This window comes from Paenibacillus yonginensis (genome assembly GCF_001685395.1).
In the GTDB taxonomy this organism is placed as follows: domain Bacteria; phylum Bacillota; class Bacilli; order Paenibacillales; family Paenibacillaceae; genus Fontibacillus; species Fontibacillus yonginensis.
In genome coordinates, this window is record NZ_CP014167.1 from 2,047,615 (window position 1) to 2,066,624 (window position 19,010).

At 52.1% G+C, this 19,010-nt stretch carries 12 protein-coding genes; all 12 read right to left on the minus strand.

The window, feature by feature from the left end:
- Positions 1-51: 51 nt before the first annotated feature.
- The gene (locus AWM70_RS09405) at positions 52-1,026 is read right to left on the minus strand and encodes a substrate-binding domain-containing protein (protein ID WP_068695785.1); all 975 of its coding nucleotides are present in this window, start codon (positions 1,024-1,026) and stop codon (positions 52-54) included.
- Positions 1,027-1,028: 2 nt separating this feature from the next.
- Positions 1,029-2,810 carry a sensor histidine kinase gene (locus AWM70_RS09410; RefSeq protein WP_237167874.1) on the minus strand — a complete coding sequence of 594 codons (1,782 nt, stop codon included), beginning with the start codon at positions 2,808-2,810 and terminating at the stop codon, positions 1,029-1,031.
- Positions 2,807-4,480, minus strand: coding sequence for a response regulator (locus AWM70_RS09415; RefSeq protein WP_068695787.1), 1,674 nt, complete (start codon positions 4,478-4,480; stop codon positions 2,807-2,809). Before AWM70_RS09415 ends, AWM70_RS09410 begins: the two co-directional genes overlap by 4 nt.
- A 249-nt stretch (positions 4,481-4,729) precedes the next feature.
- Positions 4,730-5,185 (minus strand): GNAT family N-acetyltransferase, encoded by a 456-nt coding sequence (locus AWM70_RS09420; protein WP_068695789.1) that lies wholly within the window; start codon positions 5,183-5,185, stop codon positions 4,730-4,732.
- 1 nt (position 5,186) lies between these two features.
- Positions 5,187-6,365 carry a formate-dependent phosphoribosylglycinamide formyltransferase gene (gene purT, locus AWM70_RS09425; protein WP_068695791.1) on the minus strand — a complete coding sequence of 393 codons (1,179 nt, stop codon included), beginning with the start codon at positions 6,363-6,365 and terminating at the stop codon, positions 5,187-5,189.
- A 155-nt stretch (positions 6,366-6,520) separates the two neighbouring features.
- Positions 6,521-8,389, minus strand: a complete 1,869-nt coding sequence (locus AWM70_RS09430) for an ABC transporter ATP-binding protein (RefSeq protein WP_068695793.1) — start codon at positions 8,387-8,389, stop codon at positions 6,521-6,523.
- A gap of 4 nt (positions 8,390-8,393) precedes the next feature.
- A complete protein-coding gene (locus tag AWM70_RS09435) occupies positions 8,394-10,154 on the minus strand; it encodes an ABC transporter ATP-binding protein (RefSeq protein WP_068695795.1) in 1,761 nt (586 codons plus the stop codon).
- Between the two features lie 408 nt (positions 10,155-10,562).
- Positions 10,563-14,300, minus strand: coding sequence for a dynamin family protein (locus AWM70_RS09440; RefSeq protein ID WP_068695796.1), 3,738 nt, complete (start codon positions 14,298-14,300; stop codon positions 10,563-10,565).
- A 179-nt stretch (positions 14,301-14,479) separates the two neighbouring features.
- Positions 14,480-14,758 carry an NAD/NADP transhydrogenase alpha subunit gene (locus AWM70_RS09445; RefSeq protein WP_068695798.1) on the minus strand — a complete coding sequence of 93 codons (279 nt, stop codon included), beginning with the start codon at positions 14,756-14,758 and terminating at the stop codon, positions 14,480-14,482.
- Between the two features lie 26 nt (positions 14,759-14,784).
- On the minus strand, positions 14,785-15,462 hold the full coding sequence (gene nth / locus AWM70_RS09450; protein WP_068695800.1) for an endonuclease III: 678 nt from the start codon (positions 15,460-15,462) through the stop codon (positions 14,785-14,787).
- Positions 15,463-15,538: 76 nt separating this feature from the next.
- The gene (locus tag AWM70_RS09455) at positions 15,539-18,292 is read right to left on the minus strand and encodes an S-layer homology domain-containing protein (protein ID WP_068695802.1); all 2,754 of its coding nucleotides are present in this window, start codon (positions 18,290-18,292) and stop codon (positions 15,539-15,541) included.
- Positions 18,293-18,362: 70 nt separating this feature from the next.
- Complete coding sequence (locus tag AWM70_RS09460) at positions 18,363-18,998, minus strand: GerMN domain-containing protein (protein WP_068695804.1); 636 nt, start codon at positions 18,996-18,998, stop codon at positions 18,363-18,365.
- Between the last annotated feature and the right edge of the window lie 12 nt (positions 18,999-19,010).

Here is a 19,010-nt window from a genome sequence, read left to right on the forward strand (position 1 = left end):
AACCTTTTACGGCCCGCCGCCATGAAATACGTCTCTTCAAATTGCCCAATTCTATTTCACAAATGGAAACAACAGCTTCTGATTCTCCGGCCAGAGCATGTTCTCCAAGTCAATCACCTTAATCCCGGTATCGTACCTCTCCTCCACACTTTCCCCACGAGCCGCTTTCAAAGCGGTAACTACAGCCAAATAGCCGTTGCTGAATGCGTTCTGTACCACCATTGCCTGAACCTTCTTCTCCTGCAGCAGCTCCAGCATCTCCGGCGGATTATCAAAAGTAATCAGCTGAAGATGGGCAGCCGCCCCCGATTCGTTTACGGCTCTGCCGACTCCAATTGAGGCTTCGGCATTCATCGCTACGATTCCGTCTAGACTGGGGAACCGCTTTAGCATCTCCAGCGTCAGCCGATATGCCAAAGCTTCGTCCGATCCGCAGTATACCGTATCCACGATTTTAACCCCCGGGAACCGGGCCGCATAATCCGTGAAACCTTCTTCACGCTGATCGGCATTTCTGGCTCCTTGGACAAAATTGACGATGCCGATCTGGGCTGACGGTCCTGTCAGCTTAATCAGCCGCTCCGCCGCCTTTTGCCCTGCTTCATAGTTATTGGCCCCGATATAGGATTTCACCTTGGTCGAAGCGACCTCGGAGTCCATGGAGATCACCGGAATTCCCGCGTAAGACGCCCGGTCCGTGACCTGGGCAAGGGCCATATAATCGGTAGCCGACAAAATAATGGCGTCCGGTTTCTCTTTGATCGCTTGCTCCATCTGGCTGATTTGGCCGGCTATATCATTTTCATTCTCGGGCGCGCTGAACTTGAAATTCACATTATATTCCTTGGCCGCTACTTCAGCCCCCATCCGAACCGTATTCCAATAGTCTCCGTGATCCATCTTGACAATCAGATCAATGACCGGCTCCTTGCCTTCTTTCCCCAGCTCGCCGTTTTCGGAAGAGCAGCCGGCCGTAACCAGCAGCAGGCAGACGGCAGCCAGCAGCCAATTTTTGTGTCTACTCACCGCTATCCCTCCATGGTTTCTTCCAGCTTAACGGCCGGAAGCGTTATAGTGACTGCAGTCCCTTCCTCCAGCTCGCTTTCATAGGAGAGGCCGTAGTCCGGCCCATAATACAAGCGGATTCTTTCATGCACGTTGTGAACGCCGACCCCCGAGCCGCTTCCTTTTACCCGTTTCTCCCCGCTCAAAATACCCTTCAGCACCTCTTCCGTCATCCCGATGCCGTTGTCCTGCAAAGTAATGATCAGCTGATCGCCAGCGACCTGGGCACTGATGCGGATATGGCCGGTTTCGGCCAGCACCTCGATGCCGTGGTAGACGGCATTTTCAGCAAGCGGCTGCAGAATCAGCTTCAGGCAAGAGCAGCCCAAAGCCTCCTCGCTGGCTTCAATCTCGAACTCAAATTTATTCTTGAAACGAATCTTCTGGATGACCAGATAATGTCTGACATGCTCCAGTTCGTCGCGCAGCGGAATGATATTGTTGCCTTGACTCAAGCTGATGCGGAAAAACTTCGACAGCGACGTAATCGTCGTAACCACCTCGTCACTCCGGCCCATTTCGGCAAGCCGGGTCATGGCATTCAGCGTATTGTACAGAAAATGCGGATTGATCTGCGCCTGCAGCGCGTCCAGCTCGCTCTTGCGTTTCGCTTCCTGCTCATGGATGATCTGATCCATCAGCTCGCGAATCCGCCGAAGCATCAAATTAAACCGCTTAAACAGCTGTTCAACCTCATAAGGACCGCTTACCGGCACCAGCGCGCGGAAATCACCGCTTTCGATCCGTTTCACCGATCGTTCCAGCTTGCGGATCGGCTGGGCGATCTTATAAGACACCACTACCGAAATCAGCAGCACCAGAGCAATAGCAATGATCAGAAACCGGAAAATAAACGTGTTCAGATCCTTTTTTGTTGTCATGATCTCATCGGCATAAGAAACGCCGACCACCCGCCAGCCGGTCGGATTGACGGTCTTGATCGTAATGATCCGCTTCTCGCCGGTTGATTCATCTTCATAGGAACCGTAAGCATAGTTAAGCACCGGCTCCAAGTTCTCATATTTCAATCCGGCGTAAATTAGCTGCTGCTGTGGATGATAAACAATGTTCCCCTGCGGATCGATGATGTAGATATAACCCTTTTTGCCCAGACTGATCCGGTGGCTGAGCTCGTCGATCGTACGGAAGTTCACATCGAGCACCAGCACGCCCGGCTTCTTTTGGCCATGATCGTTGTAAACGATTTGTTTGCTTAAGGACACCACCCAGCGGTACTGCCACTTGAACAGATTCTGGATATGCGGCGGCGAGAACTGCAGAGTTCCCGGATTCTTCTGGGCGGACACAAACCAGCTTTGCTCCTGAAGTTTGGTATTAGGCCTAAGAGCAACGGCCGGTACGTTCAGCACCAGTGATCCGTCGGGTTTAAACAAGGCCGCGGACACCAGATCCGCTCTCGTTTCGAGAATCGTTGACAGCTGGTTTTGTGTCTGTTCGTCGCCCAGCAAGCCGGATTCGTCAATCTTTTTCTCCAATATTTCAAAAATATCCTGAATTCCCCCGACATACAGCTCCAAATTCGAGCTGACCTGCTCAATGATCTGGCCGATATTCAGATAGGTGTTCTCTTCAGCTGATGAGGAAAACTTGTTGTATAACATCAGGCTCGCGATCAATACCGAAAAGACGGTAACGAACATAATGGTTAAGGTTACGATCACCTGGATCTGTTTGACGTGCAGCCTTCGGGGCAGCGTCAGGAGCCACTTCAGTCCGTCTCTCATGCCCTCACGCCGTTCCGATATTCTTTAGGGGATACGCCGAAACGTTTCTTGAAGCAGAAGCTGAAGTAATTGGGATCGCTGAAGCCTACTTTTTCGGCAATTTCGAACGCCTTCAGATCGGTCATCAGCAGCAGTTCCTGCGCCGCTTCCATCCGAATGCCCATTAAATAGCCGACAAACGTCATTTTGGTTTCCTTCTTAAAAATGTTGCTGAAATAGCCGGTGCTGATGTGCAGATGCTGGCACAGCCGGCCAATGGACATATCTTCTTCGGCATAATGGGCTTTCACATAACTTTTGGCTTCTTCCACCAGCCGCCGATACCCGGACTGCCGGTCTGCGGCAATAAAGCTTCTCAGCCTGAGGCAGATGCCGGTAAACCATTCCTTCGCATCCTCGGCCAACGTGAAGCTGGCAATCGCCGCCAGCCCTGTGCCGCTGTCACCGAACACCGCCTCAAGGTCAGCATTATGCTCTTTCGCTGTTTTCACCAGCGTAGTCAGCAGCTCCAGCAGAAACAGCTGGAAATCGCCATAGGACTGCCCCGACCCGATCAACTCGGAAAATAACTCATCCATCATCTCCAGCAGCTCGCCGTCGCTGCCCAGCTTGATCTTACGAACCAGCTGCTGCTCAAGGCTTTCGTCAAACACGAGCGGCCGGTCGGAACGCTGCTCCACATCGCCGATCCAGATAACCTTATTGGTCCCTAGAATCATCCTGTAATCCAGGGCCTGCCGGGCTTCTCCGTAGCTCTCCGGCATCTTGGCCAGCTCGCTGCCGGGTAAACCAGCGCCTATCGTCACCGTCAGCTTCAAATACCGTTCAACATGATGCCGGATCTCTTCCAGCAGCCGCAGATTCTCCTCCATAAACCCGGATGAGCGGCGCTCCCTCCCCAGCATAAGCAGCACCACTTCGCCGGCATGGATAAAAGCATATCCCCGGCGGTGTTTCTCCATCGTCTCCTGCGCGATATTGAGCACGGCAAACTGCTTCAGCTCCACGTTGGGCGTATCGCGCAAAGAGCCTGTTTCGCCGGAAGAATCCGAGAAGTCGGACGGGGACGGCTGGTAAGCTCCCTGCAGTCGGGTCAGCATTCGGTCAAGGCTGATTACAGCGACAGCAAACTGCTCGCCCTCCAGATCCAGCTGATAGCTGCGGCATTTCTGTTCCAGCTCAGACGTACTGATTTTACGAGTCACAATTCCGGCCAGAAACAGATTCTGCAGCATCGGCAGATTTTGCCGGTAATGCTCCCTAAGCGCCTGTAGATTCTCGCGCTGCTCCATTTCGCGGTCTATGCTCTGCTTAACCTTCGTAAGAACCTGCTCCAGATCCTTTGAAGAAAATGGCTTTAACACATATTCGTCAATTTGCAGCTTGATGGCTTTCTGGGCATATTCAAACTCCTCGAATCCGGTCAAAATAATGATCCGTGTTGACGGAGAATATTGCCTGATCCATTCAGCCAGCTGGAGACCGTTCATAAACGGCATTTGAATGTCCGTAACTACGACGTCAGGCCTGGATTTCTCTATCATTTCTGCAGCTTCTCTGCCGTTCTCTGCCGTTTCAACAGAATCGAATCCAAGGGCCGCCCAGTTGATCTGATCCAGAAGTCCCTCACGCACGTCCGTTTCATCGTCCGCAAGAATCAGTTTATACATGTCTGCTATCCGCCTTTCTCATGAAAATTCCGCTTGTTGGACAGCCTGTTTGCCATGCAAACGCTTACCCGTATACCATTCCCGATCATAGCTTATGTTAGAAGAATTGTAAACCTGGCAAATTCATTCTAAGATTAACGTTTTCTATCCATCATCAGCCCCAAAAAAAAGAAAGACATGCAGCACGAGCCTGCATGTCTTTATCTATATAAATGAAACCTGTCTATTAAAGAGAAGTGTCTATATCTATTACAACGCTTTGCTCAGACGGTATCCGTTGCATTCAAAACCTTGTTTGAGGTAAAACGATTTGGCCGAACCCGGACCTCTTTCCGCCTTATACCCTACATGCAGATGGCTGCAGGAAAGCTCGGCGGCGATGGTTTCTACCTGGGCAATCAATCGTTTGCCAAGCCCCATCTTCCGGAACTTCTCATCCACTACTAAAGAAGTAATGACCAGAACCGGCTGCTTCATATCCTGCTTGCGGACGACTTCCAAACCAACCGTGCCAACAACCTCGCCGTCCAATTCAGCTACAAACGAAAATTTCGAAGACTGCTTATCCATCATAGTGAGGCGTTCTTTCATCACGTTCAGTGTTGTCGGGTAACTCAACTGGCGCATCAAAGACGTCAGAGCAAGCGCGTCATTGGAACAGCATTTCCGAATGACAAGCGTTGGTGCACATATCTCACTACTCATTTCAAGACCACTCCACCTTTAATAGATTTGCCGCTGCTGTCACGCGGCCTCGTGCGGTTTCCACATCTTCCGCAGCGCTGAGAGCTACAGCCATTCTCCGTCCGGGTTTGGTTTCCGGCTTGCCGAATACCCGGACCTGCGTGCGGGGCTGTTTCAAAGCTTCATCTATCCCAGAGATGATAAAATCAGTGCCTTCACGGTCTGCCTTCAAGGTTGCCGAAGCGCCAGCAGTCAGCAGATGCACTTCTTCAACCGGCAGTCCCAGAATCGCTCTGACATGCAAGGCAAACTCGGATAAATCCTGAGTCGCCATCGTCACCATGCCTGTATCGTGAGGTCTCGGGGAAACCTCGCTGAATACGATCCCGTCCGGTGTCACAAACAACTCGACGCCAAACAATCCGTATCCGCCAAGCTCGTCCGTCACTTTCCGGGCGATATCCTGGGCTTCCTGCAGCTGAGCCTCCGTCATGCGGTGCGGCTGCCAAGACTCCACATAATCCCCATCCTTCTGAATATGTCCGATGGGCGGACAGAACAACGTGCCCGATACCGAACGGACGGTCAGCAGCGTAATTTCACTGTCGAAATTCACGAAGGACTCTACGATGACTCTGGTGGTTTTGCCTCTCGCTCCTTGTACGGCCGCTTCCCAGCTGGCCGCGGCATCATCAGCGGTTCTGCAGACCGACTGGCCTTTGCCGGAGGAGCTCATAAGCGGCTTCACCACGCATGGCGCACCAAGCTCGTTCACCGCAGCCTGCAATTCCTCAAAGCTGTCAGCAAAACGGTAAGCAGCAGTAGGAAGTCCCAGCGTTTCAGCCGCCAGACGGCGAATGCCTTCGCGATCCATCGTCAAACGTGCGGCTCTTGCAGTAGGCACTACATGATAACCTTCCTCTTCAAGCTCCAGCAGCGCTTCGGTTGCAATCGCCTCGATTTCGGGGACGACCACATCCGGACGTTTGTCGCGGATCAAATCTTTTAGGGTTTCTCCATTTAACATATCAATTACATAACTTTCATGTGCTACTTGCATAGCCGGAGCATGCGCGTACCTGTCCACGGCTATGGTTTTAACGCCAAGGCGCTGTGCCTCGATAATCACTTCCTTGCCAAGCTCTCCGCTGCCCAGCAGCATCATTGTCTTGGAGTGTGCATGAAAAGGAGCACCCCACATCGGCCCTAAAACCCCCTAATGATAATCTGTCGTCTATCATCTATTTTCGGGGTTTCTTGTCCAGAATGCAAGAGTGCTCTTTAAGAAATTTACAAACTTTTCGACATCGTTTTACAAAAAAATGGCTAAAATTTTACGCATTCCCATTAATTTCTTTACAGGAACCGGAACTGGGCTTCGATAAGCCCATTATATATGCCATTTTTGGCAATAAGCTCCTTGTGATTACCCTGTTCCTTAATTTCGCCGTGATCCAGCACGATGATCTTATCAGCATGACGAATCGTGGACAACCGGTGCGCAACGATAAAGGAGGTTCTTCCCTGAAGCAGCACCTTGAGCGCCTCCTGGATTTTGAGTTCCGTCTCCGTATCGATGCTGGCCGTTGCTTCATCCAGGATCAGAATCCGCGGATCCGCCAGAAGCGCGCGAGCAAAGGACAGCAGCTGGCGCTGCCCCATCGACAGGGCGCTGCCCCGTTCTTCTACTTCCGTATCATAGCCGCCCGGCAGCTTCTCGATAAACTCATGGGCATTAACCGCCCGGGCCGCCTGCTCGACTTCCTCGTCGGTAGCGTCCAGCCGTCCAAACCGGATATTGTCCCGAATCGTACCCGAGAAAATAAACGTATCCTGCAGCACGATGCCGATCTGCTTGCGCAGGCTTTGAACGGTTACATCTCGGATGTCATATCCGTCAATCGTGATTCTCCCGCTGGTAATATCATAGAACCTGCCGATGAGGTTGATGATTGTACTTTTGCCTGATCCCGTATGGCCGACAAGAGCGATCGACTGTCCGGCCTTGACGTCAATGTCAATGCCTTTAAGGGCTGCGCGGCCTTTCTCGTATTCGAAGACCACTTTCTCAAACTTGATATCTCCCAAAATCTGCGGCAGAGGAGTCGCTCCCGGTTTGTCTTTGATCATCGGCTCTTCGTCCAGATATTCAAAGATACGTTCCGAGGAAGCCATCGCCACAAGCAGCTGGTTGTACATTTGGCCCAGACGGTTGATCGGGTCCCAGAAGTTGCTGACATAGCTGCTGAACGCTACCAGCAGACCAACGGTAAGCTGGCCTTCCGAAATCAGGTAAGCTCCAAGCCAGAACAGAATCAGGGTTCCGAGCCCGCCTGTAATTTCGATAATCGGCCCAAACGCCTGGTTCATGGCCGAGGCTTTGTCCCACGATTTGCGGCTGTCCAGATTCATGCGGTCGAAGAACTTCATATTCTCCTGTTCCTGCGTATAAGCCTGGGTGACCCGAATCCCTTGAATGGACTCATTCAAATGGGAGTTGATGCGGGAGTTCTTCATCCGCACGTCCTGCCAGGCAACCCGGATCTTCTGACGCAGCTTGGTCGAAACGAAGAACATGATCGGCACGGTGACCATAACCGCTAGACCAAGCTTCCAGTTGATCAGCAGCAGGATGACGACGATGCCGATTAGCTGAACGCAGTCGATCATCAGGTTGACAACCCCGTTCGTGAACAGATCCTGCAGCGAGTTAATGTCATTGGTTATGCGGACAAGGACAGAACCCGCAGGCCGTTTGTCAAAAAAGTTAAACGACAGCTTCTGAATATGCTTGAACAAATCGGAGCGCAGATCGTAAATGACTCTTTGACCGATGATGTTCGTGTATTTGATCCGGTATACACCCGAAATCCATTGAATCAAGTATAAAACAATGACCGTTGCTGTAAGGGTATATAACAAGGTTAAGCTTGTTTGGCCGTCTTCCGGTGCAATCGCTTTGTCGATAGCCATACTGGTCAGAAAAGGCACCGCCAGCTTGGTAACCGTTCCAAGCACCATCATCACCAGCACTAATGGCAGCATCTGTCTGGCATAAGGTTTCATATAACCAAACAATCTGGCGAACTGCTTCCAGTCGAACGCTTTGTCGATGACGTCATCATCCTTGTAGACAAAACGGTCCTGAGTTACGGCTCCGGCTGCAGCCTGACCGCTATCCGGGGCGGGTGAGCCGTTTGGTTTCTGTTTTGGATCGTTACTCATCTGCTCACTCCCTCTCCCCGGCGTTCACTTTCGCCAAATAATCCGCATATTGTATCCGGTAAACATCCTGGTAAGCGCCCGGAACCTGAATCAGTTCCTCGTGTTTACCGCGCTGCACGACACGTCCCTGATCGAGCACCATGATTTCATCCGCATGGCGGAGCGAAGAAATCCGGTGGGCGATGATGAAGGTGGTGCGGCCTTTCATAACCTCCTGGAAGCCGGACTGGATTTCATGTTCGGTCTCCATGTCTACCGCACTGGTCGCATCGTCAAGCACCAGAATGCGCGGATTTTTCAGCAGGGCTCTGGCGATCGCAATTCTCTGCTTCTGCCCGCCGGATAATCCCATACCGCGTTCTCCGACAACCGTGTCATAGCCGTCCGGCATTTCCATAATAAAATCATGGGCTTTGGCCAATTTGGCCACCCGGATGACTTCTTCCATCGGCACATTGTTCATCCCATAAGCGATGTTGTTGCGGATGGAAGAGGAGAACAGGAACGTTTCCTGGAACACGGTGGCAATTTGCGACCGCAGGCTCTGTACGGCGTACTCACGAAGGTCGATACCGTCCAGCTTGATGGAGCCGCTGTTCACGTCATATGCGCGCATCATCAGCTGAATAATCGTTGATTTCCCTGAACCCGTACCGCCCAGGAAGCCGATGACCGAACCCGGTTTGGCATCAAAATTGATATCCACAACAGCCGGCATCTTGTTGCCATAAGCAAACGTAACATGGTCAAAGGTAACGTGTCCTTGCACCTTATAGCTGTCCAGCTCGATCGCATCTTCCTTATCCACCACATCGATCGGCTGGTTCAGCACCTCCAGCACCCGTTCACCGGACGCCTTGGACTGCGTATAGTTATTGATATGGAACCCGAGGCCCCACATCGGGCCAATGATGTACCAGATCAAGCTGAAGAAAGCCACCAGCTCGCCGATGCTCATTTTGCCGTGAATAACCAAAGAACCTCCAACACCCAGCAGAATTGCCACACTGACCGAAGCCAGCAGCTCCATCACCGGGAAGAACTTGCTCCAAAGAGAAGAGGCGAAAATCTGATTCACCTTATAACGCTCATTCCGGTGAGAGAACTTGTCGACCTCATAGTCTTCTCGCGCAAAGGATTTAACAGTTCTTACGCCCGTAATATTCTCCTGAACAGCCGTGGTCAGGGAACTGAGCGCAAGTCTCATCTCCTGGAACGCCGGGTGAATCTTCGATTCAAACCGCAGGGCAACCGCAGCCAGAAAAGGCATCGAAACGAGCGTTACCAGGGTCAGCTGCCAATTGATTGAGAACATCATCAAACAACCGAACAGCACCATAAAAAATACGTTCAACAATTGGGCAAATCCAAAACCGATAAAGTTGCGAATCGCTTCCAAATCCCCTGTGAGGCGGGACATTAAATCGCCGGTTTTGGCTCTGTCGTAATACCGGAAAGATAGAAATTGCAGCTTCTCATAACAGGCATTACGCAGCTTATAAGCCAAATAGTTGCCCAGGCGTCCGCCAAAGAAGCCGTGAGCGAACTGAAGTAACCCTTTGAATATAACAACGATAAGTACAGTGATGGCGAGCATTGGCACCCTCTTGAAATCCCCCGGCACAATCGCGTCGTCAATCAAAATCCGTAACAGGTTGGGGGTTATCAACCCCACTGCAGTAGCGGCGGCCAAACATAGAATTGAAAGAACGAGATAACTCATCCTCTCCTGATAATATCGCCGCAGTTGCCTGAGAACTTCCATGTCTCTCCTCCTAAAAGTTTTGTTAAGCGAGGTGTTTAGCCGAAGCGGACAAAACTTGCTTCGAAAGCCTACACTTAGTTTTGTTAAGCTGCCGAGCAAGCATGAATGACCATCAAAAGTTTACTCCTCCTGCTTAAAGCTAATCCGGAATCCAACCTCTCCCACTCAGCGCTCACGTCCGAAAAGCACAACCGCTGCTTCCCGGCTCCCTTTTTGTCTTCGCTTCAGTTTCTTCATTCATACGTTTTAATTCATCGGATAAACAGGTTTCCTCCTTCTGATGTTTGCTTCGCTTTACTTAGCTTTTAGCAGTTTATCATTCTCATTTTAATGCGGCAAAGGGGAGAAATACGCGTATTCCCCTTTATTCTGGAATAATGCGCCATCAACTAGATATAAAACGTGTTATCACTTATAAAATGCTTCCATTTCCTCGCAATAGCGGCTTAATTGAACCGCTGCAAATTCCCATTGCTTCAGGTCTTCTTCTGAGGCCCCAGAATTTCGGATACTGCTCTCCCATTCCTTCCATAATTGCAGGAAATATTGGGCCAATTCTTCTTGTTTCTCCGCAATAACGTTCAAGTAATGGTGTTTAAAAATCGCCTCTCCTTCGCTCACCGCTTTCTTCAAGCTGAGGACAAGCGGCTTCTCGATCGCCTCGCGGAGCAAAGCCCGGCCGTTACCTTCAAAGAAAGACTTTGGATTCTTGAAATAAGACCAATAAGCGGACGGGGACATATCCTCCGAGCCAAGCAGCCCTTCGGGAATTTGAACCGTATCCCAGGCTGCAAGTTTTGCCGGAGGTGTCAGCGGCATATCAAAAGCCGGGCCGTTCACACGGCACCAGCCTTCCGCTTCCCGCAGCAGCAGCTGTTCTCCTTTACGCTCCAAACGTAGAGAGGTTGCAAGCAGTTCCCTTTCCAGTTCAGCGGAGGTCTGATCCAGCCAGCCTTTAAGCGCAATAGCAAAATTGCGTTTCATCTGGCCTTGCCCCTCCTGAAGCAGAGACGGATGGAAAAACTCTGCAAACAGATCCAGGGACTGAAGCCGTAATCTTTGCACGACATGGAAAAGAAGCTCTTCGCATTCCTGACTCCATTCACGGCGGATGTCCGCATTTTTCAGTACGGCTACAGCCGCTTCAAACGCTTCCCTTTCCTGTGCAAACCGCTCAACCTGCTGTTCCTTGTTCCGCAGCAGCTGATCGGCCGTACCGGTCCATTTGTTCAGACGTTCATTCAGCTGTCCCAGCTCAGCCGCGGCAGCAGCAGCAGCAAGACGGCTGAGATCCTCCTCCAGGAACGTAGAGAAATGTTCACTGAACCGGGCAAATCCGTTCGATGCCTGTTCTTCTTCCCTGACCGCTGCTTTCTCTTCAAGCCTGTGATAAGACGTGAACAGAGAGGAACCGCCCCGGTTCTCTTTCAGCGCCTGATGGCTGGATAAGGCATAAACCTGGGGAGTGGAGATTCCAGCCCCCTTCAAGCCGTCCCGGACATGCTCCACCACCTGGCCCAGTTCTTCCTCCGAGGAGGCCAAGTCCGCCGCATTGACGATAAAAAACATTTTATCCAGTGCAAAACTTCCTTTAATCCGGCCTAATTGGGCCAGGAATTGTTTATCCGCTCTGGAGAAAGCGTGATTATAATAAGTTACGAACAAAATAGCGTCCGAATTTTTCATATATTGAAAGGTGACACCTGTATGTCTGGCATGGATGGAATCCGCCCCTGGCGTATCCACGAGCACCACGCCCTGATCGGTCAGCGGGCAGCTGTAATAAAGATCTATGGAAGCCACAAAACAGGCTTTGGTCTCTTCTGCGGCATACTGCCTGAATTCCTCAAGCTCTGCTGTATGAGCATGCCCCAGCTTTGGAGACATGTCTTCCCAGCCCGCAGCCGCCGCTTTAAGAAAGCTGAAGTGGGCCCGGCCTGAAGCCGGAATTTGATCGGCCTGCAGCTTCTTGACGACAGTAAGCCACCCCGCTGGCTCCCATTCCCCCAGCTGTAAAGCAGCAAACGAAAAGGCAAGATCCTCCTCCATCGCCTGAACCGATTTGAATTGGATATGCGCCGTCTCATGCGCAAATCCTTCTTCCGGCGCCAGAATGCGGCCAATCGCCGCCGTCGTCGGGTGCGGCGATACCGGCAGGACCGGGGCGCCGAGCAAAGCGTTGGCGAACGAGGATTTGCCTGCGCTGAACGCACCGAACAGCGCAACCGTGAACCGGCCGCGGCGCAGCTCCGCGGCCCGCTTGCGCAGCTCCTCCACGCCCGTCCCGAAGGCGGGGTGAGGAGCAAGCAGCCCGGCCGCGGCTTCCAGACGCGCGGCCGACTCCAGCGCGCGCCGCCGCAGCTTGCGCGGCGCGGATGCGCCACCTTCCGCCTCGGCGGGAAGGTGTCCGGCTCTGCCGCCTGTCGGCGCGGACGCTTCCGCGCGGCTGGCTGGCTGGGCCCCCGGCGTGCCGTCTGCGGGCATGCCGGCCCCGGCTGCGCCCGCCGCAGGCGGCGCAGCGTCCTTCACCTCCGGCAGCAGTCCGGAGGTGAGCGTCACCGGCGCGCCCAGCAGCGCGCCGAAGCGTGCTTCACGCGCAGCCGCTGCGGCGTCCAGCTCCGCGAGACGCCGCGCCGCGGGCAGGCGCGCCTCCAGCTCGGCGCGCCGCTCGGCTGCCGCTGCCTGCCGGCGTTCGCGCAGCGGCGACGGTGCCGCAAGCAGCGCCTCGATCACCTCGGCGGCTGCGCGGCGGAATCTGGCGGTTACGCCTGCGGCGACCGCTCCGGCATAACGAAGCGTCGACTCCCCGGACACAACCGCGCCGCTCGGCAGCGCGTCCGTGATCCAGCTCTCCTCCGCTTTCGGCATCCACTCATCGAGCTTGGCTTCCCATTCGTCATCCCAAAGCTCCAGTTCCTGTCCAATCTTTCTCAGCTCCGTACGGACATGCCAATCCACCTGCGCTTCCGTCTGCTCCGCAAGCGTCCGCAGAAAGTCGCTGCTCCGCTTCTCCTTCTCTGCCGCCGTTTTGCTGCCGGCGAACCAGCCCTTGGCCTTGAATCCGGGCGAACGGCTTTCCAAATACAAACCAGCCAGCTCCCGAAGCGCCGGTGTCATCAGCTGGGCATTATCCAGCATCCGTCCAATTTGCTCCAGCTGCCGGGTTCTGTAGCCCTCCCCGTCTCCGTCATCTCCGCTCTGCAAACGTTCAAGCTCCTTTTCCATTGCAGCAACATCCGTTTCGCCCCCTGCCTGCTCCAGCAGGAGCTCCCGCTGCTCGTTATCATCTTCGCGCAGCCGGCGAAGATGATCCTTAACAGCCTGCGCAGCAGACGTATAAGTGCTGTAAGCCAGCAGCTCGCCTTGATCCTCCAGCAAGACCTGCATACTCGCCTTTAAAGCTGATAGCTGATTGTATGGGAAATCCGCCACTTTAAGCGAAGTATAAAAAATTCCAGCCGCCTCGACGTTCCAAACCTCAAACGCCTGCTCCACCGTCCGTTTATAAACGGCAAACGGCAGCTCCTCTTCTCTGTGCTTATCGATCTGGTTCACGACCATATACAGCGGTTTGCCGTAATCGGTCAGCGTTTTGGCAAAACTCAGATTGCTTTCCGAGCCCACATGGTTATAGTCCATTACATAGAAAACCACATCCGCCAAATGCAGCGCCGAATGTGTAGCCATGGCATGTCCGGCATCGTTTGAGTCGACGCCCGGCGTATCCAGCAGAACACCTTGGCTGCCAAGGAACGGCAGATCCGCCCACAGCTCGACCCGCGTGTAATCTTCACCGTTGCGGCAATAATCAGCCGCTTCCTGCAGCGGAACTTCTATATTCCGACTTCCATCGGACGAGGTCAGTACGGCGCGTTCAGCGCCGTTTCGGATCATAACGATGTTGGCGCTCGTCGGCAGCGGACTCGATGGCAGCACCTGCTTGCCGCACAGCTTATTGACCAAACTGGACTTCCCCGCCGAAAAATGTCCGCAGAACGCCACAACAAGCTCCTGCTCCATCCTTTTATGTATTAACTCCCGAATGATCTGCTCGGCCTGAAAGTCTTGTTCCTCATGAAGCTGCTTTGCCAGCGGTTCAAGCCGCTGCAGCCATTCCGGTTGCACCTGATCTGTAATCGGTTTCATAAAAAGCTTCTCCCGCCTTCCTATTTGGCCATGATTCTGTCTAATTGGAAACATTCTCATTTTAACATCCGATTCTCCCTCTCGGGAACCCTGCAAGCAAAAAAGCAGGCCAAGGAAATTCATCCCTGGCCTGCCCATTGTAAGCTTTGTGTATAACTTAGCACTTATACCTTAAAGGCTTAGCCTACGATTTCTGCCGTTTCTTCAGTTGGAAGCAAAATTTCAAACACTTTGCCATGCTGGAAAATCGTGATGCCTCTTGTTCTGTCCTTCATGACCACAACCTCTGGTTTGGCAGACATACGCTCGATGTAGTGTTCAGGTACTTGACCGGAATCGCTGACAACAACGCCTTCCACTTCACGTTCATCATTTTCGCCAAGCTGCAGCGCCAAAACATCCTCAAACAAATCGGAAAACTGCTCAAAATTGTCCGTGTAAACAGAAATACATCTCATGGGGTCTCATCCTCTACTATCAAATATCATTTGGAATTGTTTTCTTTATCATTTCTGACTTTTGCTGTTTTCATACGCTTTTTGCCTTCTCTGCACACATCCAGGAGAGGGCAGACCTGGCATTTCGGATTTTGCGCTTTGCAGTGATAACGGCCAAAAAAGATTAACCGGTGGTGTGTAAGCATCCATTCCTCCCTTGGCACCTGTTTCATCAGCTTCTTCTCTACTTCAAGTACGGAGTCTTTCCAGGCTGCCAGCCCCAACCGTTTGCTGACGCGCTCTACATGGGTATCTACAGCAATTGCGGGCACTCCAAAAGCATTGGAGACTACCACGTTTGCCGTCTTGCGGCCTACCCCCGGCAATTTGACAAGCTCATCGTGTTCGCTCGGTACCTCGCCGCCATATTGCTCCATCAAAATCCGGCACAAATTTTGAATATGTTTGGCTTTGTTCCGATATAACCCGATTCTACGGATGTCCTGCTCCAATTCCTCAAGCGGCACCGCTACGTAATCCGCCGGCGTTTTGTATTTCTGAAACAAATCGGCGGTTACCTTATTCACCGTTGCATCCGTACACTGGGCTGAGAGCAGGACGGCAATCGTCAATTCAAACGCATTGGAATGGACCAATTCGCAGTCCGCATCCGGAAACATGTTTCCGATCGTATCCAATATATGTCTGACACCTGCTACATTCATAAGTTCTATCCTCCCGGCACAAAAAAAATCTTGATACGGGCAGATCCCGTATCAAGACGGTGAATCTTAGAAAATGTTATTGTTTTACGATCTCGACCAGCTTGTCCCCGTCGAAATACAATACAATATTATCATTTTCTTGAAGGCTTTGCACGGTTAATGTCGTGTCTCCTTGGTGAATATATGGATTTGCTCCTACGGAGAAACGAATATTCGTGTCAGAAAGTGTACTTCTCTTGACATAAACCTCTTTCGACACGGAATCATAACGCCAGTAAGTACGTTCTAACGGAGTCAGTACCGTAACCAAGGTTGACCCGTCCGCCGCTTTCTTGACCACTACATGATCCGAAGTCGTTAAGGCTGTCAGCGAAGTGCTGGTTCCCGAATCACGGACGACTTTAACAGCACCCGCTGCAGGAATCGTTGTTACCGATCCGTCAAAGGTTTTGAGTGTCACGGAACTTGCGTCTGCCTGGGTGACTGCGCCATAAGTCAACTTGACCTGCTGAACGTTGGCAGCTGTGGAACCGCTAAAGAGAACGTTGATAAAATCGCCCGCTTTCAGATCCGTCACTTTAATCACAGCCCCATTAGCGTTAAGCAAAGTCGCTTGGTTCACATAAAAGGTTTGGGTCAGATTGTCCGAAACAGCCGTAATTCGGCTGTTTGTCGTATCTACAGCCTTGATTTCAAACTGCTTGGTCGTCTTCACGTTAATCGACTGTACAACATCCTGATTGCTGCTCAGGACCGCGGTAATCGGATCCCCGGCCTTCAGGCTGGACAAGGTAGCTGAAGCCTGGCCGTAAATATAGACAGGCAGTGATGCGTTGGTGAAAGCCAGCTCGCGAGTTTTCCCCGCCGAATCGGTCAGCTTCAATTTCTTGCTCGCCGAATCGAAGCCTACAAAATTTCCTTCATACTGATAAATGACGCTAACCGAAAGGACACGTTTGCCGATATGCGTCAAGGTGATTTTGCGATCCGTATTCAGCAAAGCTTCCAGGCCGGACAACGTTGGTGCTGTACTATTATATTCGACTGCCGTTTTGCCGTCCAGTTCCAGTACATATGGATTATTATCCGTGTCTACGACTGTAAGCAGCTTGCGGGTTTTATCGTAAGAAACCACGCTAACCTCGGACAGCTTCTCAGCCTGGCGGCCAAGCACTTCAATTTTAGTGACCTCTCCATTCGCATTCAGCGTAAGCTGTACCTGATCCCCGCCGTTATCGTCGGCAATCAGATCGGAAAGGCTTGGCGCGGCAATCCCGTCGACCACAACTTGGACATTCTGCGAAATAGGAAGCGGAGTCCCGTAAGAACCGTCCGACTTCTTGTACGTCAGCAGCTTGCCGTTGCCCAGACTGATCAGTGATCCGCTGATCGTACGTTCTACCGACTGAGTCACCTCAAGACTGATCAGGGAGTTGTCCTTGATCGTATAAGTTACTACAGATCCAGGTTTCAAATCGGCAAGCTCCATGACTTGGCCTTGATAAAGAATTTTGACTGTACTGTTTAATACAAGTTTATCTTCGTTGCCGGACTCCTCTTTGACAGTAATCGTCTTGGACGACGTATCTACCGACTCTACTGTCCCTTTCGAGGATTTATTCACGATGCCGGATTTCACCTGTACGATGACCGGCTTCTTGTCTGCCGTAAAAGTTTCGCGTTTCAGCTCAATCGTGCTGTCATTGGACAAGCTGTCCGGTTTGATCGTTTGTCCGTTCTGATCATAAAACACGGTCGCATTATCGTAAGTAAAGGTAACCGGTTCTCCGTTCACTAGCAGAAGCAGACGGCTGCCGCTGAGGGAGCTTAGCAGCGTTCCTTCGACCGTCTCCAGCTGAGGGGTAGGGTCGGTAATCTCCACATAAGCTGCCGTCCCTACCTTGTCGATGACCATCGCTTTGGAATACAGAACAACATCGCTTTGTGCGGCTTTCGTTTCAGAAGCGCTTGTGAAATAAGCGGTCCGGCTGTCCAGCGTAAAGCTGCGGCTTGCCCCGTTTGTGTACAACGTCATTTTTCCATTGCCGATGGAAGTGACTACACCTTCATAGACATTGTCATAACTTTGATTGACATAAGCTTGCCCCCGGCTTAAGAAGGTAGCGATCTGCGCGCGCGTGACCGTGCCGAGAGGATCAAAGCGATTGCCGTCCACGCCGTTCGTCAGCTCCAGGCTCACAGCCACATTGACGTAACCGCGGGCAGCAGCGGAAATGGTAGCATTATCGGCAAAGGTCGTGCCTTTGCCTGCTGCTGATTTCGCTTCGTCTTCACGTCCCAAGGCACGCACCAGAATTTTGGCTACCCACTCGCGGGATGCTTTCTTCGTGCCCCAGGCTTCGCCTGCCGCCGTGGCAGCCGCTTCCTCGTCCGGGTTAATCAGCTTTTCTTTGACGGCCAGCGCTATGTAAGGTTTGAAATAAGCAGAAACCTCAAGCTTGTCAGGCGCCTTGGCGTCTGCTGTTAATTGATCCGTCACATTCATGAAACGCAGCGCCAATGTAATGGCCTCCTGCTGGGTTACGGAATCGCCTGGGCGAAACTTGCCGTTATCGCCAAGGATAATTCCCTCCGATGCCAGCTTGTAGATATGCTTTTCGGCCCAGAAGCCGCTTGCCACATCGCTGAAGAGCAGCGTTGGCACCGTATTGCCCACCGTGGAAGCGGATGCTACAGCATCCGCACCGGTGGTTGGATCCGCTGGATCAGCCGCAAAAGCAGCTGCTCCACTGGTCATAAAAGTTAAAGTCAGCAGCAGCGTGGCTGCTGTACGTTTCAAGCTTCGGCTTGTCTTCTTCTCTTGCGTCATCCTTGTCTCCCCTTTGGCTATTGATCCCTTTTAAACCTAATTCGACGAAACAGGTCTTCCTTCCTGCCTGTTAGTTGCGGGTCATCGGGTGAAGCAGGTCGGCGTGCCCCATTAAAGTTTCGAGCTTTTTGCCGTCTACAAGCAGTTCAATGCTTTGAACTTCATCAAATTGAAACATCGTTTTCTGCAAGGAATCCAGCGCCATCAATTCGCCGTCCGATCCCATGCGCGCCTCGTCCGGCATATGAATATCCAGCGTGACTTCGCCGTTGGCAAACTTTACGCTAAGCAGCTGAACTTTCTCCCACAAGGAGATAAGATCATCGCTGCCGCTCTTCTGCAGTCCTTCAAAAGCCGCTTTATATTTGGAAGTGTTGTCTGAGGCTTCATAGCTGATGTCGCGGGTTGCTTCTTTCAGTTCCATAAAGTCCTTGTCCGCATAATAAAGCTTGATGGATTCGGTTTGTTTGGCATTTGCCGAGACCGACGCATCTTCCGATGAAGAAGGTTGGCCAGACGGAGCTATCGAGGCCGGAGCATTTCCGGCTCCTTGCTGAGCATCTGCGCTTTCTGTAGGCGCGGAACTGGATTCGGCAACATTGGTATTGCCGTTCTCAGCAGGAGAGGCCGCGGGTTTTTGCCCGCAGCCTGCAAGTACAGCCAATAATAGAACACTACATATCATCGTCAAACGTTTTTTATTCACGTGTACACCTGC

What these genes read in the sequence shown, in the direction of transcription:
- AWM70_RS09410 (WP_237167874.1), bottom strand. Translation starts at nt 2,810, where the DNA reads ATGAGAGACGGACTGAAGTGGCTCCTGACGCTGCCCCGAAGGCTGCAC.
- AWM70_RS09415 (WP_068695787.1), bottom strand. Translation starts at nt 4,480, where the DNA reads ATGTATAAACTGATTCTTGCGGACGATGAAACGGACGTGCGTGAGGGA.
- AWM70_RS09420 (WP_068695789.1), bottom strand. Translation starts at nt 5,185, where the DNA reads ATGAGTAGTGAGATATGTGCACCAACGCTTGTCATTCGGAAATGCTGT.
- purT (WP_068695791.1), bottom strand. Translation starts at nt 6,365, where the DNA reads ATGTGGGGTGCTCCTTTTCATGCACACTCCAAGACAATGATGCTGCTG.
- AWM70_RS09430 (WP_068695793.1), bottom strand. Translation starts at nt 8,389, where the DNA reads ATGAGTAACGATCCAAAACAGAAACCAAACGGCTCACCCGCCCCGGAT.
- AWM70_RS09435 (WP_068695795.1), bottom strand. Translation starts at nt 10,154, where the DNA reads ATGGAAGTTCTCAGGCAACTGCGGCGATATTATCAGGAGAGGATGAGT.
- AWM70_RS09440 (WP_068695796.1), bottom strand. Translation starts at nt 14,300, where the DNA reads ATGAAACCGATTACAGATCAGGTGCAACCGGAATGGCTGCAGCGGCTT.
- AWM70_RS09445 (WP_068695798.1), bottom strand. Translation starts at nt 14,758, where the DNA reads ATGAGATGTATTTCTGTTTACACGGACAATTTTGAGCAGTTTTCCGAT.
- nth (WP_068695800.1), bottom strand. Translation starts at nt 15,462, where the DNA reads ATGAATGTAGCAGGTGTCAGACATATATTGGATACGATCGGAAACATG.
- AWM70_RS09455 (WP_068695802.1), bottom strand. Translation starts at nt 18,292, where the DNA reads ATGACGCAAGAGAAGAAGACAAGCCGAAGCTTGAAACGTACAGCAGCC.